Here is a 21,706-nt window from a genome sequence, read left to right on the forward strand (position 1 = left end):
AATATCACTAGTAACTTAAAAGGCTTTCGAAAGAAGGCCTTTTTTATTCGCAGTATGTTCTTTCGAACAATCAAACTTCGTTAATAACTTCCCCACCAACGTCTTAAGAACCACTCTGCTGAAAGCAATGTGATTATCAACACAAACATCCATTTCCAGTCGATCAGTTCCTGGTATCCGGTATCTTCGTATTGGATGGTAGTAATATCTCCGCGGGTTTTAATTTCGTTGATCAATGCTTTGTATTGGTCAAGCGTTTTGTAAGAACCATTGGATTGAACGGCCAATTGGTTCAAAGTGGAGAAGTTAGCGCGCGTATCCTGGTCTTCCAGTGAAATCTCGTCTACGGCAAATGAACCGGCTTTTGCAAATTTCTTCCCGTTATTATCCGCCACGACTTTCCAATCGTAAGTTCCCGAGCCTAATTGCCCGACATTTAACTGGTAGAAATTCGCAGTTGGTGAGAACAATTGCTTAAATGCTTTTCCGCCGCGTTTGGTAATGGTCATTTCGATCGAAGGTGTTGTAACCAACTCCATCGCTTCGTTGTAGAATTCCGCTTTGAAGATGATGTCTTCAATGGTGTTGAATCGCTTGGGCAAAGTAACGCGTAAAGGTTCGCGGTTTTGTTTCACCGAAATATATTGCGTCAGTTTTTGAACAAATTCTTCAAACCCGGCAGTTGTTTTTTTCTGCATGAACTCCTTCATTTTCCAGCGCCACAAACCTTCGCCCAAAATAAACCCGATCTTCGATTTCTGAGTCTGAGAAACAGCAATCAACGGGTTTTCCTTGGAAATGTTCCCGATGCGCTGGTTCAACACCACAATACTATTCGACGGAAGTTTGTACATCCCGAATTTCGTGCGCAAAGGTGTTAAAACAGGAACCACAGAGGTGAAATCCGCAGACAGCCCGAAAGAATTGAATCCTTTGGCAACCGCAGGATAAACATCTTCGAATTGGTTTCCGTTCGGGGCTTTCATAGCCAAACCATATGTTTGCAGCAAACTGGTAGTCACATTCGGCCCTAAAATCATCAAAACCGGGATTCCTTTTTCCTGCAATTGCTTGAATAAAGAAGCATTCGGACGTAAACCGTTTTCGTACCAAACCACGAAATCAGGAGTTTTCGCTCCCAGGGAATAGTTGGGAATTAATTCCGAAGTGATCACCGCTTCCTGGTCCAGTTCAAATACGGAACGCAATGCCTGGATATCCGGATGCGGCGCACTGGCCAACAATAATACATTGCTCTTAGAATCAATTACTTCCACAAAACAAGTCTGCTGGTTGTTGTCTTTTGTAAACTCCCCTCCGATGCTTTGTACGGAAACCGTGAAGCGTTGATATCCTTTATTTTTAGCCAGAACCGTAAATAAAAACTCCTTTTGGTCCAGGTTCGAATTACTGACAACCGCACGTTGTGATTGAATGACTTTTCCGTTCTGTAATAAATTGACCTGGTAAGAGCCTTGCGGAACCCGTTGAAAATCAACCAAAGCCTGGATCGGGAATTCGTTGTTCAAAAAAGCTATTTCATTTGAATTGACGGATCTCACCACGATATCCCGTTTCAGCGTCGTATCTCCTACCGCCAGCGAAAAAACGGGTGTCAATTCAATGCGTTCCGCTTCATACATCGGGTGAACGCCCTGGTTGTAATTCCCATCCGAAACCAAAACAATCGCACCGATATTGCGGTTGAAGAAGCGGTCTTTGATCTGCCTGAATCCGGCTGCAAGGTCTGTAGATTTATCTTTCAAAGAAAGTTTATCCAGGTCGCGCACATTTGTTCCGACTGCAAGTTCCAGGTATTCGTACCCGTCACCAAGCGCTTGTGGCAATTCCTGCCGGAAATTTCCGATCTGTTTTTTAACCCGGCTGCTGTCCTTGTAATTCATCATGGAAGAAGAAGCATCCACCAGGGTGATGATCAAAGGTTTTTCAGGCCGGTAAGTTGTTGTTTCCCAAACCAGGCCAAGCAGTAGCAATCCGATCAGGAAAAGGCTGAGCGTACGCAATGAAAACAATACGCGCAATTGTTTCCGATCCCAGATCGATTTTTGTTCTGTCCTGAAATAATAGTAAAACGAAAAACCTACAGCAAGTATTGATATAGGCAACAACCACCATAAAGAATGATCGGAAAAGTAATTCATGGAACGAAAATACGCTTTTTACTTTTTGATATTCGTTAAAGTGTATGAAATTCCTAATCCCAATACCGATTTAAATTGTGTCCTCGGACCGGTCTTTCCTTTCGAATCGCGGATATCAATATCATCATCATAAATTAGGTTCCATTGAAGCGAGGCCTGCAGCCATTTGTTCACCTTAAAAGTGAAAATATTTTCAAAGTTCACGTCGATATTCTGTGGATTATCTGCATAGTTGCTGAACAACTCCAAACGGGTCTTCATTTCCACATTTTTAAAAATCTCTTTCTGGAAACGCAACCTGAAATAAGCTCCGATCTCATTTCGGAAACGCAAACCTCTTTTCAATACATTCCCGCTCGTGTCCAGTTCTGCAGCCTGTACGCCAAAAGCTCCCGCATCTGCCAAGCGCTGATCGTTTACAAAAGTCATTTTAGCTGCTATCGGAGACAGATAAACGTTGAAATATTCTACCGGAGCATATTCGATCCCTAAAGAGAAATTAGCATATCCCGGAGCCATAAAACGCGAGATCGGAACAGAATCGTTCGGGAAACTGAAACCATCCAGGAATTGTGTTCTGAATCCGCCGATAGCCGTTGCAAACCAATGCTTTTTAAACTCATAACCAAATGAAGTGGCAATGTCAATACGGTCATCCGTTTTCTGAAGGCCCTGTACTTTTCCGGCAGAATCCGTGTAATACATCCCACCCAAAGCCATTTTCACATCGTTCGACCATTTGATTCTCCGGTACTGGTAAGTAGCTGAGAAATCAACGAATCCCAAAACGGCCACATTATTTCTACCTCCGGCTGCCCAGTTTACAAATGCTGTTTGGGAACCATTTAAACCGAACAAACTGGTGTATGTCCATCTTTTGGGCATCAATGAATCATGAAGCGCATCGAGTTTTTTGATGTCATCACGTAGTTTTTCGGGATCTGTTTGAGAAAAAGCCATGGAAGCTGTCAATAATGTTCCGATGAGAATACTGATCTTCATACTATAAATGGGTTTTTATTGCCGTAAAATTAGTTAAATCGGCTATGTAATTTAACAATCCTTGTTTTAGATTCCAACGGCAGACAGTGAATAAACCAAGAAAATGAGTAAATTTGGGTTCGAAATTTAAAATTGCTATGTCGAAAGAAGTATACATTATTGCTGCTGTCCGCACCCCGATGGGAGCGTTTATGGGCGGTTTATCTTCTATTCCTGCTACTCAGCTGGGATCAGTTGCTATCAAAGGTGCATTGGACAAGTCAGGTGTGAAGCCTGAACTGGTGGATGAAGTTTTCATGGGAAATGTATTGCAGGCGGGTGTCGGACAAGCTCCAGCACGTCAGGCTGCTTTGGGGGCAGGATTGCCGAATACAGTTCCTTGTACGACAGTCAATAAAGTGTGTGCTTCCGGAATGAAGTCCATCATGTTGGGTGCTCAAACTATTTTAGCCGGTGATAATGAGATCGTTGTTGCAGGTGGAATGGAAAACATGAGCCAGACTCCTCATTACCTGGACGGAAGAAACGGTATGAAATTCGGGAACATCCAAATGCTTGACGGAATTACCAAAGACGGTTTATTGGATGTTTACAGCAAAGTTCCAATGGGAACATGTGCTGAGAAAACAGCTCAGAAATACAACTTCTCACGCGAAGACCAGGATAATTTTGCGATCACTTCCTACAAACGTGCTGCTGCAGCATGGGAAGCAGGAAAGTTCAAGGATGAGATCGTTGGAGTTTCTGTTCCTCAGCGCAAAGGAGATCCGATCCTTGTGGTGGAAGACGAAGAATACAAAAACGTATTTTTAGATAAAATCCCTACATTGAAACCGGCTTTCGATAAAGAAGGAACGATTACAGCTGCAAATGCTTCTACGTTGAACGACGGAGCTTCTGCATTGATCCTTGCATCCAAAGAAGCGGTTGAAAAACACGGATTGAAGCCAATTGCAAAAATCGTAAGTTATGCAGATGCTGCTCACGAGCCAGAATTCTTTACGACTGCACCTTCAAAAGCAGTTCCAAAAGCTTTGGCAAAAGCAGGTTTGACAACTGACCAGGTTGATTTCTGGGAATTGAACCAGGCATTCTCTGTGGTTGGATTGGCAAACACGCAAATTTTAGGATTGGATCCTGCAAAAGTGGACGTGAACGGTGGAGCCGTTGCTTTGGGTCACCCGCTAGGAAACTCCGGATCCCGAATCATTGTAACCCTGATCCACGTATTGAAACAAAACGGAGGAAAAATCGGTGGTGCCGGAATCTGTAACGGAGGTGGTGGTGCTTCTGCGATGATTATCGAGAATATCTAAGATAACAAACAGATATAACAGAATGCCATTCCATTTCGGGGTGGCATTTTTTTTGAACCACATAGTGCACATAGAAACATAGAGGCTATATAACCTATGTGATCAAAACCGCGAGCAGTGCGAAACGACAAATTCCTTTCTTCAAACGCCGGTAACTTCAATCGCCCTTCCAAATCACTATGACCAAAAACCTATGTGCTCTATGTATCTATGTGGTTATAGCTTATTTCTGAATGGCATCGTTTTTGGTTAAACCTTTCTGCATTTGATACATCTTACAAAACACACAGTATTACTAAATTCGAACAACATGAAAACAAAACACATCATTCTCAGCGCGTTTCTTTACGGAGCACTTTCGTTAAGTATGCTCACCATCGAAACACCGGAAACCGGTTTCACAAGTGGTTCAGCGACGGAATTATTCGCAAACGGTTCATCCGGTCAATTTTACGCACAAGCTGTTCCGGGAGAACGCAGACGTGTCAGAAGACGCACACGAAGAAGAACCAGAAGACGCGTGGAGCGCAGACAAAATGCAGCAGGTTTCGCTATGAATTTCACCAAAACATATATCGCATAATTGATTTACCACAAAGAACGCGAAGGACACGAAGATTTTTGTATTCCTTATTTACATCATACAAAAAAATATCCTTGTGCCCTTTGTGTTCATCGTGGTAAACAAAAAAAAGCACCGCCAATAGACGATGCTTTGCTGTTTTATCCAATTTATGGATTAAGCCTGTACTCCTAAGTTGTCAGCCACTGCCGTAGAAATTGCAGATTTTTCAAAACGCAATTTAGTACCTTCCGAACTGATCAAAACGGTAGTATCTGTGATCTCAAGGATTTTACCGTGAATTCCTCCGATAGTAACCACTTTATCTCCTTGCTTCAAATTTTCACGAAACGATTTAAGCTCTTTTTGTTTTTTCTGTTGCGGTCGAATTAAAAAGAAGTAAAACACCACTAACATCAACACGAGCATTATAATTTGCATAACTCTATTTTTATTTAACTATTACTAATTGAAAGTTCAATTGGATCAAGAGTTAAAAAGTTCAATGGAAATTGTCTCATTAAACCTTTTGAACGTTTGAACATTTTGAACGTTTTTACTTTATGATCGTAGCCTCAACAACCACTTTCGTATTCGGAGGCGTTGTATTTGACAAAATAGTCACACTTCTTGTCACCGGCCCTTCCGAAAAAGATTCCGTTTTAACGTTTGCTTTCACAAATCCTTTTTCTCCCGGAGCGATCGGCTCTTTACTCCAATCCGCAACCGTACACGAGCAAGATCCTGAAACATCTGACAATACCAATGGCTGATCGCCTGTATTTTCAACTACAAAGTTAGCGTGAATAACTTCACCTCTTGCAATTTTTCCTGCATTAAAAACACTTGCAACTTTCATAGTTGTCTTATATCCAACGATTTCCGAAGGAGAATCAGATCCGCAAGCTGTCAGAAACGATAAGGCTACCAAGCCTAAAAACGCGATTTTTTTCATAACATTAATCCATTAAACCTCTTCCGAGTTTAGAAATTTTTCCATCTTTTACCAATCTATCAACGGCCTTATCCAGGATTCCGTTGATAAATCCATGACTTTTCGGAGTGGAATAGAATTTCGAGATTTCAATGTACTCGTTCAAAGTCACCTTTTTCGGAATACTTTTGAAAACCTGAAGTTCTGTAATGGCCATTTTCAATAATAAAATATCCATTTTGGCAATTCGTTCCAACTCCCAGTTATCCGTTAATTCATCAATTAACGCCAGATTCTCAGAATCCATCGAAATGGTTTTTCTCAGCAAAGTACGGATGAATTCCTGCTCATCTTCCTTGTCTTTATACAAAGGCATTGCGATGAACTTTTCTCCTTCTTCCATTCCTTTGATCGATTTGATTGCCATTTGACAAGCCAGATCGATATCATCCAGCCAATGGATGCTCTTTTCTTCAAAGAAGTGATAAATCAACGGGGAATTTGCGATTTCCGCTTTGAACAGGTTGATCATGAAGTTCTTATCTTCTTCAAAATCCCTTGCTTCGTTATTCATGTGAGCAAACCAGGTTTCCCCTTCTCTCATTTGAATAAAGATCTTACGGAACATTTCGTGGTGTTCGTCTCCGATCCAGTTCACAGAACGATCCTCAGAGGCTTCACGCAGCGAATAACTATCCTGCAACGCCTGGATAACCAATGAATCCACAAATTTTCTGTTCGGATTCAGATCCTCTTCTGTCGGGCGGATTTTCTTTTTATTTTCTTCAATACGATGTTCTGCAATGTCTTTCAATTCACCGAAGCTCAGCAACAAATACAGGTACAGATCGTAAATGCGATCTACTGCCTGCATCAGTTCGTTCTCGGTTTTCTTGATGCTTTCCTCATCTCCCTGGAAATAAGCGTAAAGCGCCTGCAAAACTTTGATTCGTAAATGTCTTCTATTCAGCATTCCTAACTACTCTCCTATCTTTTTATAGTGGTAATTTTACTTTCCCGATTGACTCGATACGCTCTTCAGCGATCTTGTTTGCAATCTGGTAAGTAGGAACACCTTCTGCACTTGAACGGGAAACGATGTTTCCGATTGTTGTGTAAATCTCTTCTGCTTTTGCCATCGACCATTGCGCGCTCAAACCTGCAACTTCCGAATAACAGTTGATCACACCACCTGCGTTCAACGTAAAGTCAGGAGCGTAAATGATTCCTTTGTCTTTTACCAACTGACCGTGGATCGTTTCGTTTGCCAACTGGTTGTTTGCAGCTCCTGCAATGATGGAACACTTCAAACGGTTGATTGTGTCGTCATTTACAGTTGCACCCAAAGCACACGGAGCGTAAATATCCATCGGTACATCGTAAATCTCGTCCAATCCGACAACTTTTACTCCGTATTCGTTTGCAACACGTTTCAAGGTATCCTGGTGAATATCCGTAATCGTTACGTCAGCACCTTCGGCAACCAAATGTTTCACCAAATACTCACCCACGTGTCCAACTCCCTGAACGGCTACTTTTTTACCGGCCAAAGAATCAGAACCGAACTGCTGGCTTGCACATGCTTTCATTCCCATGTAAACTCCGTAAGCAGTTACCGGTGAAGGATCTCCACTTTTTCCGGGTAAACCGACAACGTGATCTGTTTCCATAGAAACCCAAACCATGTCTACCGGTGAAATACCTACATCTTCAGCAGTAATATACTTTCCTGCCAATGAGTTCACAAATTTCCCGAAACGACGGAACAATGCTTCCGATTTCATGGAACGGGAGTCTCCGATAATCACAGCTTTACCACCTCCCAAATTCAATCCGGAAATTGAATTCTTGTATGTCATTCCTCTTGAAAGACGCAATACGTCATTCAGAGCCTCCATTTCATTGTTGTACATCCACATGCGGGTTCCTCCCAAAGCAGGCCCAAGAACGGTGTTATGTACAGCAATAATTGCTTTCAGTCCAGTTGCAGTATCGTTACAGAATAACAATTGCTCGTGGTTGTACATACTCATTTGAGAAATAACGGGGTTTTCAGCCAGATTCAGATCTTTGACTTCTTTTACTTCAAACATACGCGAGTTTTAATCTTTTATTTCAATGCGAATGGCTAATTTTGTAATTCGAACAAAATCGCATAAGCGCTCGCAAAAATAGGAAATTTATCGAATGAAGTCTCTAAGCTATTTAAACAAATATTTCATCAAATACCGCTGGCGTTTGCTGCTCGGCCTCCTGTTCATTATTGCAGGGAATTACTTCGGAGCAAAAATCCCTGTGGTAGTTGGGGAATCCCTGAACATTCTTTCGGGTAAAACCAAATTAAGCGCCGGAGAAACTCTTTTCTGGGTAGTGCTTGGCCTGGCCGGGTTCATTATGCTTTTTAACATAATTAAGGGATTTTTCCTCTTCCTCACCCGTCAAACGCTGATCGTGATGTCGCGCTACATTGAATTTGACCTGAAGAATGAGATCTTTGAAAAGTACCAGCAACTGGATTATGCGTTTTATAAAAGACAATCGACCGGTGATTTGATGAACCGCATTTCGGAGGATGTTTCGCAGGTGAGGCAATACCTCGGGCCGGGAATCATGTACACCGCCAACCTGATTGCACTTTTCCCTTTCAGCTTATACGAAATGCTGAAAATCAATACCGAACTGGCACTTTATGCGCTGGCACCGCTTCCGATTATGGCTGTTCTGATCTACCTGGTTTCCACACGTATGAATAAACTGAGTAAGGACGTGCAGCAGGAACAATCGCGTTTAAGTACGCTGGGACAGGAAACCTTCTCGGGAATTCGCGTGATCAAGGCTTATATCCAGGAAAAACATGCGAAACAGAATTTTGAAACCAGTTCTAGGGCGTATTTAAAGAAAACCATGAGGCTGGTAAGAACAAACGCATTGTTCATGCCAACTATTTCGCTTCTAATCGGAACGAGCACCTTGTTGAGTATTTACATGGGCGGATTGCTTACTTACGACAAAACCATCGAAACGGGCGATATCGTATCCATTATTCTATTGATCTACAATTTAACGTGGCCTTTTGCAAGTATCGGCTGGGTTACGAGCATTAATCAGCGTGCAGCCGCATCCCAGGAACGGATTAATGAGTTCCTGAGAACGGAACCTGCCATTAAGAATATGTCCGAAGCTCCGCTGGAAAAATTCCATGAACTTCAGTTTAAAAACATGTCGTTCCGTTACAGGCCAGACTTGCCGGATGTATTATCGGATATCAATTTCACGTTAAAACGCGGAGAAACCCTGGGAATCATCGGGAAAACAGGTTCGGGAAAATCTACCCTACTGCAGTTGATTGTGCGTCAGCTGGACCCGACGATGGGCGAAGTACTTTATAATTCTGAAAACCTGGCAACGGTTAATCTGACGGAATACCGCAAACAGCTTTCGGTTGTTCCGCAGGACGTTTTTTTGTTTTCGGATACAATCCACAACAATATTGCGTTCGGAGCATTGAATTTTGATGCAGTAACGCAAGAAGAAATTACCGAAGCAGCAAAGAATTCGCATGTGTTGCACAACATCGAGGCATTCCCGGATAAGTTCGAAACAGTTTTGGGAGAACGCGGTGTAAATCTTTCCGGCGGACAGAAGCAACGTGTAAGTATTGCCCGTGCATTGATCCGAAAACCGGATATTTTATTACTTGACGATTGTTTATCGGCCGTTGATACCGAAACAGAAGAAATCATTCTCCGGAATTTAAAGCAACTGAACCGGGAAAATCAAACGACGTCCGTAATTGTGAGCCACCGTATTTCCAGTTTGCGAAATGCAGATTATATCCTTGTTCTGGAGGAAGGAAAAATTGTAGAAGAAGGAAAACCTGCCGATCTGTTACAACGACCAAACAGTCAGTACCGCGAATTGTACGACAAGCAATTGATGGAAGAACCGGAAGTGTTTGAGGATTGATTTAATTGTGAACGATCAATTAGTTAATTATCAATAAAATAACTATGTAATTTCTTGATAATTCATCATTCAGGAATTGATCATTCATTTCTTATTTCCGTACTCACTTTCCTTTTCAGGATGAAGCAATAAGTAATGCTCCAGTTTATCTTTGATAAAAGTGATTAATTCGATATCGGAAGCCGTTTTCAGGAAATTCTCATCCATGGCCATGAAGTGAATGAAATCAATAAAATCATCGTTATTCAGCTTGATAATGTCGTAGGAAACATACAGTTGCAATAATTCCTGCACGACTTGCTCTTTGGAATCTTCATATTGTTTCTTCGCTACTAAAGCTTTTGACTGCTCTCTCTTTGAAAAACGCTGATACAATGCCGTAATCGGGCTTTGGAACGCTTCAAGCCCTGTAATCGTACGTGTTTCCCTCAACGCCAATGCTGCCCGCTCTTCTTTGATTTCCTGGATAGATTTCAGGGGTTTAATCACTACTTCATCAATCTCACGTGCTTTTCTTTCCACAGCCGCATACACTTCAAAATGACAGGAAGAATCTCCTCTTACGCGAAAACCGTAGCGTTCATATCCCTTCACCGATAAAATGATCGAATCATTATTGCTTACATATACCCCAAAAGTTCCGTCCGGCTGCCCGAAAACCCCTTTCCCGGTAGAAGTATTCACTACCATCAGGTTCAGGAAAGCGTGTTTAATAAGTGTATCTTCCACTTTTCCTTTCAGCCAAACGCGTGTACATGGTTCCTGGGCAAAAGCAGTTCCGGATAGGAGCAATAAGATTAAAGCAATCAGTTTCATGCGACTAAAATATCACTTTTTTCTGCGGGTTTGGTTCCGTTAACTAATATTTAGAGTTTTGAAAGTTCGATGGTTCAAATAAAACTTTCACTTGATTTGATCTTTAAACTTGTTGAACGTGTTTGAACTTTTGGATACTATAACGAATTGAGAACCCCTGCATTTCAAATTTCAACCCCAATTCGATCAAAATACAAATGTAACAACGTATAATTCACTTTTGTAATTGTTAATTTTTTGAAAGAATCTCATTTTTCAAAAACGCTTTTTAAAAGTTCGTAAATTTGCATCATGAAAAGAGTGGTTGTCGGATTATCCGGCGGTGTAGATTCAAGCGTTACAGCACATTTACTGCAACAGGAAGGTTACGAAGTAATCGGGTTATTTATGCGTAACTGGCACGATGAAACGGTTACACTTTCCAACGACTGTCCGTGGATCGACGACAGCAATGACGCTCTTCTGGTAGCCGAACACCTTGGAATTCCTTTCCAGGTTCTGGATCTCAGCAAGGAATACAAAGAACGGATCGTCGACTACATGTTTGCCGAATACGAAGCCGGCAGAACTCCAAATCCGGATGTATTGTGCAACCGCGAAATCAAATTTGACGTGTTTTTGAAAGCTGCCATGGAACTGGGAGCAGATTATGTTGCCACAGGACATTACTGCAGAAAAACAACGACAGAAGACGGTATTCACCACTTATTGGCAGGATTGGACCCGAATAAGGATCAATCTTACTTCTTGTGCCAGTTATCGCAGGAACAACTTTCGAAAGCGCTTTTCCCTATCGGAAACCTGCAAAAATCGGAAGTAAGAGCCATCGCCAAAGAGATCGGGCTTGTGACAGCTGAGAAAAAGGACTCACAGGGACTGTGCTTTGTCGGGAAAATTTCCCTACCGGAATTTCTTCAACAAAAACTAGAAGTTAAATACGGTAAAATAATTGAAATCAATGAATTAGAAAGTCAATTTACCGAATACTCAAACATTCCGGTAGACTTGAATCACGTGGTTGACCTAAGCAAAGAATTTATCTACTCTCCCACTATGGGACTGGAAGTAGAAAAACATATCGGCGCTCATTATTATACGATCGGGCAGCGAAAAGGGCTTCACATCGGCGGAAGACCGAACCCTTCATTTGTGATTGGAATAGACACCGAAACAAACACAGTCTATTCCGGACAGAAAGACGATCACCCGGGATTAAACAAATGGGCATTGAAGATCGAAACGAATGAAATGCACTGGATCAACCCGGATTTCGCCATGAATATCGGAGACGCAAAAGAATTCGACATCCGGATCAGATACCGCCAGGCATTGCAAAAAGGAACGCTAACCCGTTTGGAAGACGGATACTACATCTTGTTCAGCAAAAAACAACGTGGAATTGCTCCCGGACAATTTGCAGCCCTTTACCTGGAAGATGAATTAGTAGGTTCCGGGATTATTTCTCACTAGGAAAATACACATCAAACGTAAAATCGTCGTAAAACACGAGGGTTTTTACTATTTTCTTTCCCGGACGATTGATTTTAGTAGTTTCCGGAACACCCGAAGCTGATTCTACCGGCTCTGACTTCGTTTGAAGGGAAAACTCAGAAACATCCGCTTCTTTCTTCTCCTGTTTACCGGTGAAAAGCCATTCAGCGGAAACCCGCGGAAAAGCCTTCAGCAATTTCTCAATAAAATCAAAGCTCGGCTTATTGCGACCGCTCAACACGTGACTCACATTGGATCGCTGAACACCAATCTTATCCGCAAAAGATCCGGCATTCAATTTATGCGACTCCATAATCATCCGTAAACGGTCTTTGATTTCCATGATACAAATGTATCATTTAATTGCTACAATTTTAAATTTTATAGTATTCACATTTGTAACAATACTAAACACAAAAAAGCCCCGACGATGATCGCCGGGGCTTTTTCAATTTATCTGTGAACGTATTAATTGGAGCTATATCCAAAGAAAAGCATGCTGGTCTTAACCTGTGGCAAATTCGGCCCGAACTTAACCAAATCCATTAGTTCAGCAACTTCAACGATGCTCAAATTACTATTCTTACCCATTGCCTTGTGACGTGCTAATTTTGTTTTTGCCAGGCTAATTGCATTATTAATCATTGTGCTTTCCATATTATATAAAACTTTAAAATTCAGTGCTGTTTGGACCCATTTACGCCACAGTTGTAGATTAGGTTACAAATCCAATCAAAAAAAATGAAAAAAAGTTGAAATTGATTTAACAATGGGTTTGAAAGATGAAGCACAAAAATCTTAAAATGAACAACTTACCATTCAAGCACATTTGTAATAAAAAAAAACGAAATTAATTGGAGATTAATTCTTCGTAGGCATCCTGAATCTCCAAAAATTGTTGAGCATACTCTTCTTTCTTAGCTTCATCCAGGTCTAAATTGCTATCCGGATGGTATTTCTTAGCCAGTTTCCGGTAGCTTTTTTTAATTTCTTCTTCCGTTGCGGAAGGACCTAAATCCAGGATTGCCAATGCCATACTTTTACGCGTACGTGCATTTGCAATGGTATGCAAACGTTCATTTCCTGCAGAAGAACCAAAAATGCGCTTGCGGTGTTCAATCACTTTCTTTTCAATGTACATGGACTGAACTCCGATTAATTCACCCAAACGCACCAAAGCAGTAAATTCGCGATCAATCATGTCTTCATCCACAAATACCAGATCTACCAGGAAATCGATCAAATCAGCACGCTCCTGCGCCTGGTGCATTTTCTGTACGACCCAATTCGCTACGCTGCGCACATGAATAGACGTTTCTCCTACCAACTCCAGTTCATTGGCAATGATCAACGATTCTATATTAAACTTTTGATTGATGTAAACAACAATAAACGATTGTTTTTCAAAAGATTTAACCGCATTTTTCCGCATCATCCAGGCTGCCAGCAACACGTAAATCTGGAAGATCATTTTTTCGCTTTTTTTACCGGACGGAGGCTGAAAACTTCTTTTCAGGACCAATTCAGAGCTTACTTTCCGTTCACTGGAATCTTTTACCTGGCGTTTGATCAGCACCAAAACCAAGACGATAAAAACTACTCCGAATACAATTCCAAGAACCAGCATATCAATTACTCATTAAATGATCATACGCCTCCTGTACCCTCTGGAATTTATCCGAAAGCGCTTTCTTTTCCTCCACCGTCAAATGCGGATGACTGTCGGGATGGAATTGTTTTACCAGCCTGCGGTAGGATTCTTTGACTTCCTTATCCGTTGCGTCTGAAGCAATCTCCAATACTTCATAATACGATTCAAATCCGGAGACAGAATTCCTGGCAGATACTTTTCCATGATTTTCAAATAGTTTTTCCTGAACGTCTTGTGATATATCCTGGTTTCGAATAGCAAATTTTTGAATGATGAAAAGCAAATATTCCTTCTCCGTATCGACCAATTCATGATCAATGAAAGCTATATCTATCAAAAAAAGAAAAGTTTCCAGTTTCCTTTCATAAGAAATAAACTTGTTACACCATTCTATCAGATCCGCTAAAGGAATCTTATCATCCAAAAACATATCGATTATTTCATCTGCATCCAGCTTCTTATCATATACTCTTTGAACGAATTGATGGATACGATTTCTTTTAACCATAAAACAGTAACGATCTCTTTTTATCATAGCCACTGCTAAAACGATCTGGATCTCTCTGAAAACAAGATCCGAATAGGCTGCAGGCATTCTCTTTCCTAACCAAAAAGTAATCTTGTGCTTTCCTTTACTCCTTAAATACAAGAAATACAACAAAGCCAAAACAAAAGGACCAATAATACAAGTCACGAGGATCGCATTCTCCACCGGATCCACTTTTTCAGGGACTCCATAACTAACTAAAAGCAATCCTATTTCAATCATGACAACAATTTAAGCAATTCGTCATAATAAAGCTGAAGCTCCTGGAACTTTACTTCCAGTTCTTTCCGTTCCTCGGTCGTTGCATCCGGGTGACGGTCAGGATGGTACTTTTTCACCAACTTTCGGTATTTTGTCCGCAACAACTCCCCTTCCAATGTTTCGCGCTGCATTTCGAAATATACCAACGCCTTGTCAACAATGCTCGCCTGGTAACTTTCAACGCGGGCATCATTGGATTTATTCCAGCGCTCCTGTCTTCTTGCAAAAGTAGTGTTGATACTCTCCATCAATTCCAGCCATTCGCGGTGCGGCAAACCAAAAGAATCAATGATCCGGATCAGTTCAGCCTTTTCGCGTAAAGCTACTACTCCATCCTGAGCTGCCATGTGAATTAAGAATCGGACAACATCCTTTCGTTCTTCCTCCGAAAGAAACCGGCAAAGCCAATATACAATGGATTCGGAACGGTAAACATCCTTGTACGCCATTTTCAGCGATTCATTGAAGGAACCGTGATTCTCCGGATACAGGTAAATAATATACTCCTTCAGGTAAATACATTTCTCTTTGAAACAATCCGGATGAGTACGCAACACATTCATACTCAGTAAAACCAGTGCATCGATGTGATTGTAAGGATTAAACCTCGTTTTGAAGCGAAACTCTTTCCGGATCTTAAAATAGACATAACGGATCAGCCAATAAGTGGGAGCCGCCACTATGATCGCAGTGATTGACAAACCAACGATCGTTTCGATCATTTTTTGTCTGTAATATTCCTCTTCGGCTAATTTTTGTATTTGAGCAGACGAAAGTGTCTGTAGCAAAGACCAGGTCATTCTTGTTTATTTAGGCATTAAGGGGTAGATCAAATGTTCCAATCCATTCATTTTGATTTCGTAGACCAATTCCAATTGCTGACCCAATTTTCCGGCGGGAAAACCATTTTGCTTGAACCAAACCAGGTAATTTTCAGGCAAATGGATCAAATACCTGTCTTTGTATTTACCGAAAGGCATTTTGGCTTTAGCCAGCGACACTAATTGATGTTCGTCCATGGCGTGAATTTAGCTCAAATTAGCCAGATCGAAGATATATTTCGTTCCCGAAGTGCCTTTCTCAAGCGTAAAAGTTCCTTCCAACTGCTCCGACATTGCCTGGATAATTTCCGTACCGAATGATGCCACCGAATCTTGTGTCCAGGAACCGTTATCGCTGTAATTCAGAATAAACCGGTTCAGCCTGTCCGATTCATTTTCACTCAGGTTAATGGAAATCTGTGGGTTTTCCTGTTCCGGGAAAGCGTGTTTCAAGGAATTCAGCAACAATTCATTGATCAAAAGCGCCAACGGAACAATGCTCCTGGATTTCATATCCTCCACATCAACCCGGATAAAGAATTCCGGTTTTTTGTCGATCGAATAATTCAACAGCAAGCTATCTACCAATGATTTCAGGTATTTTTCCAGGTCAAACTTAGACAACGACCCCGATTGATACATCTTTTCGTGAATGATTGCCATTGCCGTAACACGGTCAATCGCTTCCTGGTAAGAACTGCTTTGCTCTTCATTGAGATTATTGGCCTGCAAGCGCAACAAACTTGTGATAATCTGCAGGTTATTCTTCACGCGATGGTGAATTTCCCGCAGCATCACTTCCATTTCCGTATTCTGTTTGGAAATCAGTTTATTTTGGTTGGAAAGCTTCTGATTATTCTCAATCAACTCAATGCGGGAATAATTCGTTGTAAGCACATACAAATTCAAAATGTAAGCGATGGCAAATCCTACGATGGAATATTCCAGGATGAACGTTGTAACATCATTCCCGGAAAATGATTTCACCGAAACAATATTTCTTTCATGCAGGTAGATCAGGTAATAGAATAATACCATGAAATGTGCCACCAGGATAGAAATTCCCCATTTTTTGCCCAATATAAAGAACGTAAACATGATATTGACGATCATCCACATGGGCGTGAGGTAATGCGTTGCGTGAAGCCATAAAAAAGCACCGGAAACAATGAAAAAAGTCAGAATGGAACAAATGGCACCCACCAGGCGGTAATTTTTAGTCCAATGGATTACAACCAGTCCGACAATACACATGCCCACGGCAAAGAAATTGGGAGTTGCACTGAAATGTTCGTTGGAAAGATTGACAACCGTAACAATGGACATCAAGCCTGCAAAAAAGTACAATAAATGCAAGACCAGCCGGAATTTCATTTTCTCATGAAACTCTAACCAATTCGTGTTCAGTTTGTCCATTATTTAGATTTCAGTAACAAATTAAACATCTTTTTTCGGGAAATCACTTGAATCGAGAATAATAGCCAAAAAAAATGACGCTTAAAAAGCGCCATTTCTATTATTTCATTGGTATTTGTGTCAATACTTCCAGTAAGTAATCCCAGAATTTCTGTACGGAAGAAACCTGCACACATTCATCCGGTGAGTGTGCTCCCCGAATATTCGGCCCGAAGGAAATCATATCCATCCCCGGAAAATGTTTCCCTAGAATTCCACACTCCAAACCGGCGTGACACGCCTTGATATTCGGTTCTGCATGAAATTTTTCACGGTACAGATTCGCCATTACTTTTAAAATCGCCGAATCGGCATTCGGTTCCCAACCCGGATATTCTCCACCTTGTACAACCTCTGCTCCTACGCTTTCAAATGCCGCACGGATTGTATTCGCCACGTCTTCCTTGGAAGATTCCACCGAACTACGCTGCAAGGATTGCGTTGTAAACACACCGTCTCCAACTGTTACTTTAGCCAAACTGGAAGAAGCTTCCACCAGGCCCTCAATAGCCGGACTCATGCGGTATACTCCGTTGTGAACTGCATAAATAGCGTTTATAATCCGTTCAAAATCAGAATCTTTTACTACTTTATCTGAACCTGAGCTTTCAGAAACAGACCAATTCGCATCTTTCTCAATGGAGTGGTATTCTGCTTTGATCTGAGCAATGATTTCATTTACGGCTTCGTGGAAAGTTAATTTATCATTTTCAGAAACTGCAACAATCGCCGTACTTTCGCGCGGAATAGCATTTCTCAAACTTCCGCCATCCAGGCTGCACAATTTCAAATCTACGGCAGCACTGGTATGTCGCAGCAAACGGTTCATCCACTTATTGGCATTCCCCCGCCCCAGGTGAATATCCATCCCGGAGTGACCGCCAAGCAAACCACGCAACCTGATCTCAAAGCAACTAAAATTCGCAGGAAGATTTTCGTAAGCGATCGGCATTTTGGTGTTGGTATCAATTCCTCCGGCACATCCGATCGACAATTCATCATCATCTTCCGTGTCGAGGTTCAATAAGATTGTTCCTGAAATATTGGCCGCATCCACCTGCAAAGCTCCGGTCATTCCGGTTTCTTCATCAATGGTGAAAAGCGCTTCGATAGCAGGATGAGCAATATCTGTCGATTTCAGAACAGCCATGATCGCCGCAACACCGATTCCGTTGTCAGCACCAAGCGTTGTTCCTTTAGCTCTTACCCAATCACTGTCTACCAGCATTTCAATTCCCTGGGAATCAAAATCAAAGATCGTGTCGGAGTTTTTCTGGTGCACCATATCCAGATGCGACTGCATCACAATCGTTTGCCGGTTTTCCATGCCCGGAGTTGCCGGTTTTTTGATAATCACGTTACCAATCGGATCCTGAATTGTTTCAAAACCCAATGATTTTCCAAAATCCATCATGAAAGCGATCACGCGCTCTTCTTTTTTTGAAGGTCGGGGAACTGCGTTTAAATCCGCAAAATGGTTCCACAATGCTTTCGGTTCTAAATTTCTAACTTCCATTTTTTTTAATTGAAAATTGAAAAGTTAAAATTGAAAAGATCATTGCTTGTTAAGTAAATTACTCCGCTCTTATCCATTATCAATTTTAAATTTTCAATTATTGACTGTTTCTAATATTTACGATCCTGTTAATGTACAAATCTTCCACTTTTGCGCGTGCCCACGGGGTTTTGCGCAGGAATTTCAGGCTGGATTTGATACTTGGTTCATGGATAAAACAATTGATCGGGATGAGTTTTCCCAAACGTTCGAAACCAAACTCTTCTACCAGTTCGGTCACTATTCGTTCCAATGTTATTCCATGCAGAGGATCCATTTTTCAAATTTTCAATTTGAAAAAGATTTGAACTCTTCCCCCTTTGAAGGGGGATCGAGGGGGATGGCCATCGTTTCTTCGAAGTCACCCTCCTTAGTCCTCCTTCAAGGGAGGAAAACCAAACCTTCTCCTGATTTAAACCAGTTTTCTGTACTTAATACGTTTCGGTGCAGCATCTCCCAAACGTTTGCGTTTGTTCTCTTCGTACTCCGAATAAGATCCTTCAAACCAAACCACCTGGGAATCACCTTCAAAAGCCAGAATATGCGTACAAATGCGATCCAGGAACCAACGGTCGTGCGAAATAACTACCGCACACCCCGCAAAGCTTTCAATTCCTTCTTCCAATGCACGCAAGGTATTCACATCGATGTCGTTGGTAGGCTCATCGAGCAAAAGCACGTTCGCTTCCGTCATCAAAGTCATCGCCAAATGCAAACGGTTTCGCTCACCACCGGAAAGTACTCCTACTTTCTTGCTTTGATCCGAACCTGCAAAGTTGAATTTCGATAAGTAAGCGCGCGCATTGAATTTCTGGTTACCTATCTCGATGAATTCATTTCCGCCCCCGATTACTTCGAATACGGTCTTTTCAGGAGAAATATCCTTATGTGTTTGATCGACATAGCCGATTTTCACCGTTTCACCGATCGCAAATGTTCCTTTATCCGGCTGCAATTCGTCCATGATCATTTTGAAGATCGTTGTTTTACCGGCACCGTTCGGCCCGATAATCCCTACAATTCCTGCAGGCGGCAATTTGAAGTTCAGATCATCGTACAATACTTTGTCCCCAAACGCCTTCATGACATGTTCTGCATCGATCACATTATTCCCAAGGCGCGGACCGTTTGGAATCGGGATTTCCAATTTCACTTCCTTGTCCTTCATTTCCTCCGACATCATTTTGTCGTAGTTCTGAATACGCGCTTTATTCTTCGCATGACGGCCTTTCGGGTTCATACGCACCCACTCCAACTCACGCGCAAGCATTTTCTGGCGCTTGGATTCCGTTTTTTCTTCTTCTTTCAGTCGGTTTCCTTTTTGCTCCAGCCAGGAAGAGTAATTACCTTTCCACGGAATTCCTTCCCCGCGATCCAATTCAAGGATCCATCCTGCTACATTATCCAGGAAATATCGGTCGTGCGTTACAGCAATCACCGTTCCTTTATACTGCTGCAAGTGCTGCTCCAACCAGTCAATGGATTCCGCATCCAAGTGGTTGGTAGGCTCATCCAGCAACAAAATATCCGGATTTTGAAGCAACAAACGGCACAAAGCCACCCGGCGCTTTTCTCCTCCTGAAAGTGTTTCGATCAGCTGATCATCCGGCGGACAACGCAAAGCGTCCATTGCACGCTCCAATTTATTGTCCAGTTCCCATGCATCTACCGCATCGATCTTATCCTGAACCACCCCCTGACGAGCAATCAGCTTATCCATTTTATCCGGATCATTCAGAACTTCTTCGTCCATGAAAGCCGCATTGATTTCTTCGTATTCCTTTAAAATATCCACGATATCCTGAACACCTTCCATCACCACTTCCTTTACGGTCTTTTTCAGGTCCAGTTCAGGCTCCTGCGGCAAATACCCGACACTGTATCCCGGAGAGAATACCACATCTCCCTGGTAAGACTTGTCCAATCCCGCAATAATCTTCATAACGGTCGATTTTCCGGAACCGTTCAAACCGATGATCCCGATTTTCGCACCGTAGAAAAACGAGAGGTAAATGTTTTTAATGATTTGTTTTCCCTGAGGTGTCACTTTGGACACTCCAACCATGGAAAATATGATTTTCTTATCGTCAGACATATTCAATTTTTAGCAAAGCAAAGATAACATTCTACACGAAAATGCACGTAAAGGAACAGAAAGAACAAAAAAAGAGTCCGGATTATTTCCGGACTCTTTCATTAATATTTGATCAGGGCCTTAAAACAATCTGCTCATACCCGAACCAACACCGACAATAATCAGTATGATATATAAGCTTAGAAATACTATAGTAAAAATACCAGAGAATTTGTAAAATGATTTCAAGTTTTGGACTCCGTATTCGAACTCACTTTGTTTATTCGAATTCAATCCTTTCGTAATAGATCCTGCAAAACGAATCATATAAAGCGCCGGAAAAATCATCGCAACCGTTAAACCGATATACAGAAAAGCCATACCTATCAATGGTCCGAAACCTGTTGCAAGGGCTGTGATCACCATAAATAGGGAACCAATTGCTGTTAATCCTGTAAAAATAAATCCGACGATTGCAAGGAAACGGGCCCATTGCGCGGAAGTTAATAAATGTTCTTTAACGGATTGACTAACTTTAAGGTTGTCACTATCCATACCCATGTTTTGATCGAGTGTATCCATCTACTTTTTATTTATTATTAATCAATCCAATAAATCCGAACTGTTAGAAATGCGCACTCCCTCCACTTTTGGGATTGAGCGCAGTAATCTTTTATACTGAGCCATTTTTACCCAGAAAATAATTCCTATTACGATGAATCCCAACAGTGCCAGGATATTCAGGAAAGGAATAATCATACAGCAAATCAGGATCGGAAGAACAATTCCCAATGATTTTCCGTAATCACCTTCTTGGGGATTGTTACGCTCGTCAAACTCTTTTCTCAAACTTTCGGAGATACGCGGATACAACATAAACGGATAAATCACCGCTCCGTAAAACGGGATGTAAAGCATCCAGACAAACCCCGGGTGAACCAACCGGTTCTTCGGATCAACCTGTTTCAATAAATCCTGCAAATTTTTAACGTATAGTACACTTGCCGTGATACTTCCTCCAAGAATCAAAAGGTAAAGAAAGACAATGATAATAAGCAAACCTGCCATAAGTAAAATAGTATTAAATAATTAG

The 21,706-nt window shown here is 41.6% G+C and carries 22 protein-coding genes; 4 read left to right on the forward strand and 18 right to left on the reverse strand.

All coding sequences use genetic code 11. From position 1 onward, the window contains the following. Positions 1–80: 80 nt before the first annotated feature. The gene (locus ABDW02_RS06945; RefSeq protein WP_343633479.1) at positions 81–2,162 is read right to left on the reverse strand and encodes a hypothetical protein; all 2,082 of its coding nucleotides are present in this window, start codon (positions 2,160–2,162) and stop codon (positions 81–83) included. A gap of 18 nt (positions 2,163–2,180) precedes the next feature. Then, positions 2,181–3,164, reverse strand: a complete 984-nt coding sequence (locus tag ABDW02_RS06950; RefSeq protein WP_343633481.1) for a DUF3078 domain-containing protein — start codon at positions 3,162–3,164, stop codon at positions 2,181–2,183. A 137-nt stretch (positions 3,165–3,301) separates the two neighbouring features. On the opposite strand from ABDW02_RS06950, the gene ABDW02_RS06955 reads away from it, so the two are divergent. Both ABDW02_RS06955 and ABDW02_RS06960 read left to right on the forward strand, forming a co-directional pair. Next, positions 3,302–4,480 (forward strand): acetyl-CoA C-acyltransferase, encoded by a 1,179-nt coding sequence (locus tag ABDW02_RS06955; protein WP_343633483.1) that lies wholly within the window; start codon positions 3,302–3,304, stop codon positions 4,478–4,480. A 310-nt stretch (positions 4,481–4,790) separates the two neighbouring features. Next, on the forward strand, positions 4,791–5,063 hold the full coding sequence (locus ABDW02_RS06960; RefSeq protein WP_343633485.1) for a hypothetical protein: 273 nt from the start codon (positions 4,791–4,793) through the stop codon (positions 5,061–5,063). A 156-nt stretch (positions 5,064–5,219) separates the two neighbouring features. On the opposite strand, the gene yajC is transcribed toward ABDW02_RS06960, so the two are convergent. From yajC to ABDW02_RS06980, 4 genes are all read right to left on the reverse strand, one after another. Continuing rightward, positions 5,220–5,483: a preprotein translocase subunit YajC gene (yajC, locus tag ABDW02_RS06965; RefSeq protein WP_343633487.1), complete on the reverse strand. Its 264-nt coding sequence runs from the start codon at positions 5,481–5,483 to the stop codon at positions 5,220–5,222. Between the two features lie 115 nt (positions 5,484–5,598). Next, positions 5,599–5,997 (reverse strand): DUF1573 domain-containing protein, encoded by a 399-nt coding sequence (locus ABDW02_RS06970; RefSeq protein WP_343633490.1) that lies wholly within the window; start codon positions 5,995–5,997, stop codon positions 5,599–5,601. 4 nt (positions 5,998–6,001) lie between these two features. Beyond that, entirely contained in the window at positions 6,002–6,949 is a 948-nt protein-coding gene (gene nusB, locus ABDW02_RS06975; RefSeq protein WP_343633492.1) for a transcription antitermination factor NusB, read from the reverse strand. 22 nt (positions 6,950–6,971) lie between these two features. Next, on the reverse strand, positions 6,972–8,069 hold the full coding sequence (locus ABDW02_RS06980) for a Glu/Leu/Phe/Val dehydrogenase dimerization domain-containing protein (protein ID WP_343633493.1): 1,098 nt from the start codon (positions 8,067–8,069) through the stop codon (positions 6,972–6,974). Positions 8,070–8,163: 94 nt separating this feature from the next. On the opposite strand from ABDW02_RS06980, the gene ABDW02_RS06985 reads away from it, so the two are divergent. After that, a complete protein-coding gene (locus ABDW02_RS06985; protein WP_343633495.1) occupies positions 8,164–9,942 on the forward strand; it encodes an ABC transporter ATP-binding protein in 1,779 nt (592 codons plus the stop codon). A gap of 84 nt (positions 9,943–10,026) precedes the next feature. On the opposite strand, the gene ABDW02_RS06990 is transcribed toward ABDW02_RS06985, so the two are convergent. Continuing rightward, positions 10,027–10,758 carry a hypothetical protein gene (locus tag ABDW02_RS06990; RefSeq protein ID WP_343633497.1) on the reverse strand — a complete coding sequence of 244 codons (732 nt, stop codon included), beginning with the start codon at positions 10,756–10,758 and terminating at the stop codon, positions 10,027–10,029. A gap of 291 nt (positions 10,759–11,049) precedes the next feature. On the opposite strand from ABDW02_RS06990, the gene mnmA reads away from it, so the two are divergent. After that, entirely contained in the window at positions 11,050–12,228 is a 1,179-nt protein-coding gene (mnmA, locus tag ABDW02_RS06995; RefSeq protein ID WP_343633499.1) for a tRNA 2-thiouridine(34) synthase MnmA, read from the forward strand. Here mnmA and ABDW02_RS07000 read toward each other — a convergent pair. From ABDW02_RS07000 to ABDW02_RS07050, 11 genes are all read right to left on the reverse strand, one after another. After that, positions 12,215–12,592, reverse strand: coding sequence for a helix-turn-helix transcriptional regulator (locus ABDW02_RS07000; RefSeq protein ID WP_343633502.1), 378 nt, complete (start codon positions 12,590–12,592; stop codon positions 12,215–12,217). The genes mnmA and ABDW02_RS07000 overlap by 14 nt on opposite strands. 507 nt (positions 12,593–13,099) lie before the next feature. After that, positions 13,100–13,876: a J domain-containing protein gene (locus ABDW02_RS07005; protein ID WP_343633504.1), complete on the reverse strand. Its 777-nt coding sequence runs from the start codon at positions 13,874–13,876 to the stop codon at positions 13,100–13,102. A 1-nt stretch (position 13,877) separates the two neighbouring features. Then, positions 13,878–14,669 carry a DnaJ domain-containing protein gene (locus tag ABDW02_RS07010; RefSeq protein WP_343633506.1) on the reverse strand — a complete coding sequence of 264 codons (792 nt, stop codon included), beginning with the start codon at positions 14,667–14,669 and terminating at the stop codon, positions 13,878–13,880. Continuing rightward, a complete protein-coding gene (locus ABDW02_RS07015; RefSeq protein ID WP_343633508.1) occupies positions 14,666–15,508 on the reverse strand; it encodes a TerB family tellurite resistance protein in 843 nt (280 codons plus the stop codon). The genes ABDW02_RS07010 and ABDW02_RS07015 overlap by 4 nt, the downstream gene beginning before the upstream one ends. Before the next feature lie 6 nt (positions 15,509–15,514). Then, the gene (locus ABDW02_RS07020) at positions 15,515–15,727 is read right to left on the reverse strand and encodes a DUF3820 family protein (protein WP_343633510.1); all 213 of its coding nucleotides are present in this window, start codon (positions 15,725–15,727) and stop codon (positions 15,515–15,517) included. A 9-nt stretch (positions 15,728–15,736) separates the two neighbouring features. After that, the gene (locus tag ABDW02_RS07025; RefSeq protein WP_343633512.1) at positions 15,737–16,945 is read right to left on the reverse strand and encodes a sensor histidine kinase; all 1,209 of its coding nucleotides are present in this window, start codon (positions 16,943–16,945) and stop codon (positions 15,737–15,739) included. Between the two features lie 100 nt (positions 16,946–17,045). After that, a complete protein-coding gene (locus ABDW02_RS07030; RefSeq protein WP_343633514.1) occupies positions 17,046–18,500 on the reverse strand; it encodes an aminoacyl-histidine dipeptidase in 1,455 nt (484 codons plus the stop codon). Positions 18,501–18,597: 97 nt separating this feature from the next. Further along, the gene (locus tag ABDW02_RS07035; RefSeq protein WP_343633516.1) at positions 18,598–18,816 is read right to left on the reverse strand and encodes a VF530 family protein; all 219 of its coding nucleotides are present in this window, start codon (positions 18,814–18,816) and stop codon (positions 18,598–18,600) included. A gap of 135 nt (positions 18,817–18,951) precedes the next feature. Then, positions 18,952–20,634, reverse strand: a complete 1,683-nt coding sequence (gene ettA / locus ABDW02_RS07040) for an energy-dependent translational throttle protein EttA (protein ID WP_343633518.1) — start codon at positions 20,632–20,634, stop codon at positions 18,952–18,954. A gap of 120 nt (positions 20,635–20,754) precedes the next feature. Then, positions 20,755–21,195, reverse strand: a complete 441-nt coding sequence (locus ABDW02_RS07045; RefSeq protein ID WP_343633520.1) for a hypothetical protein — start codon at positions 21,193–21,195, stop codon at positions 20,755–20,757. A gap of 21 nt (positions 21,196–21,216) precedes the next feature. Beyond that, positions 21,217–21,681, reverse strand: a complete 465-nt coding sequence (locus ABDW02_RS07050) for a hypothetical protein (protein WP_343633522.1) — start codon at positions 21,679–21,681, stop codon at positions 21,217–21,219. Positions 21,682–21,706 lie beyond the last annotated feature (25 nt).

Origin of the sequence: Fluviicola sp. (assembly GCF_039596395.1) — a bacterium.
Classification (GTDB): Bacteria; Bacteroidota; Bacteroidia; order Flavobacteriales_D; family Crocinitomicaceae; genus Fluviicola.

Bases quoted from the DNA above. Each gene is read 5' to 3' on its own strand.
- ABDW02_RS06970 (WP_343633490.1), bottom strand. From the start codon at position 5,997: ATGAAAAAAATCGCGTTTTTAGGCTTGGTAGCCTTATCGTTTCTGACA.
- ABDW02_RS07000 (WP_343633502.1), bottom strand. From the start codon at position 12,592: ATGGAAATCAAAGACCGTTTACGGATGATTATGGAGTCGCATAAATTG.
- ABDW02_RS06980 (WP_343633493.1), bottom strand. From the start codon at position 8,069: ATGTTTGAAGTAAAAGAAGTCAAAGATCTGAATCTGGCTGAAAACCCC.
- ABDW02_RS07005 (WP_343633504.1), bottom strand. From the start codon at position 13,876: ATGCTGGTTCTTGGAATTGTATTCGGAGTAGTTTTTATCGTCTTGGTT.
- ABDW02_RS07050 (WP_343633522.1), bottom strand. From the start codon at position 21,681: ATGGCAGGTTTGCTTATTATCATTGTCTTTCTTTACCTTTTGATTCTT.
- ABDW02_RS06945 (WP_343633479.1), bottom strand. From the start codon at position 2,162: ATGAATTACTTTTCCGATCATTCTTTATGGTGGTTGTTGCCTATATCA.
- ABDW02_RS07015 (WP_343633508.1), bottom strand. From the start codon at position 15,508: ATGACCTGGTCTTTGCTACAGACACTTTCGTCTGCTCAAATACAAAAA.
- ABDW02_RS07045 (WP_343633520.1), bottom strand. From the start codon at position 21,195: ATGGATACACTCGATCAAAACATGGGTATGGATAGTGACAACCTTAAA.
- ettA (WP_343633518.1), bottom strand. From the start codon at position 20,634: ATGTCTGACGATAAGAAAATCATATTTTCCATGGTTGGAGTGTCCAAA.
- yajC (WP_343633487.1), bottom strand. From the start codon at position 5,483: ATGCAAATTATAATGCTCGTGTTGATGTTAGTGGTGTTTTACTTCTTT.
- ABDW02_RS06955 (WP_343633483.1), top strand. From the start codon at position 3,302: ATGTCGAAAGAAGTATACATTATTGCTGCTGTCCGCACCCCGATGGGA.
- ABDW02_RS07010 (WP_343633506.1), bottom strand. From the start codon at position 14,669: ATGATTGAAATAGGATTGCTTTTAGTTAGTTATGGAGTCCCTGAAAAA.
- ABDW02_RS07020 (WP_343633510.1), bottom strand. From the start codon at position 15,727: ATGGACGAACATCAATTAGTGTCGCTGGCTAAAGCCAAAATGCCTTTC.
- ABDW02_RS06990 (WP_343633497.1), bottom strand. From the start codon at position 10,758: ATGAAACTGATTGCTTTAATCTTATTGCTCCTATCCGGAACTGCTTTT.
- ABDW02_RS07035 (WP_343633516.1), bottom strand. From the start codon at position 18,816: ATGGATCCTCTGCATGGAATAACATTGGAACGAATAGTGACCGAACTG.
- mnmA (WP_343633499.1), top strand. From the start codon at position 11,050: ATGAAAAGAGTGGTTGTCGGATTATCCGGCGGTGTAGATTCAAGCGTT.
- ABDW02_RS06960 (WP_343633485.1), top strand. From the start codon at position 4,791: ATGAAAACAAAACACATCATTCTCAGCGCGTTTCTTTACGGAGCACTT.
- ABDW02_RS06985 (WP_343633495.1), top strand. From the start codon at position 8,164: ATGAAGTCTCTAAGCTATTTAAACAAATATTTCATCAAATACCGCTGG.
- ABDW02_RS06950 (WP_343633481.1), bottom strand. From the start codon at position 3,164: ATGAAGATCAGTATTCTCATCGGAACATTATTGACAGCTTCCATGGCT.
- ABDW02_RS07025 (WP_343633512.1), bottom strand. From the start codon at position 16,945: ATGGACAAACTGAACACGAATTGGTTAGAGTTTCATGAGAAAATGAAA.
- nusB (WP_343633492.1), bottom strand. From the start codon at position 6,949: ATGCTGAATAGAAGACATTTACGAATCAAAGTTTTGCAGGCGCTTTAC.
- ABDW02_RS07030 (WP_343633514.1), bottom strand. From the start codon at position 18,500: ATGGAAGTTAGAAATTTAGAACCGAAAGCATTGTGGAACCATTTTGCG.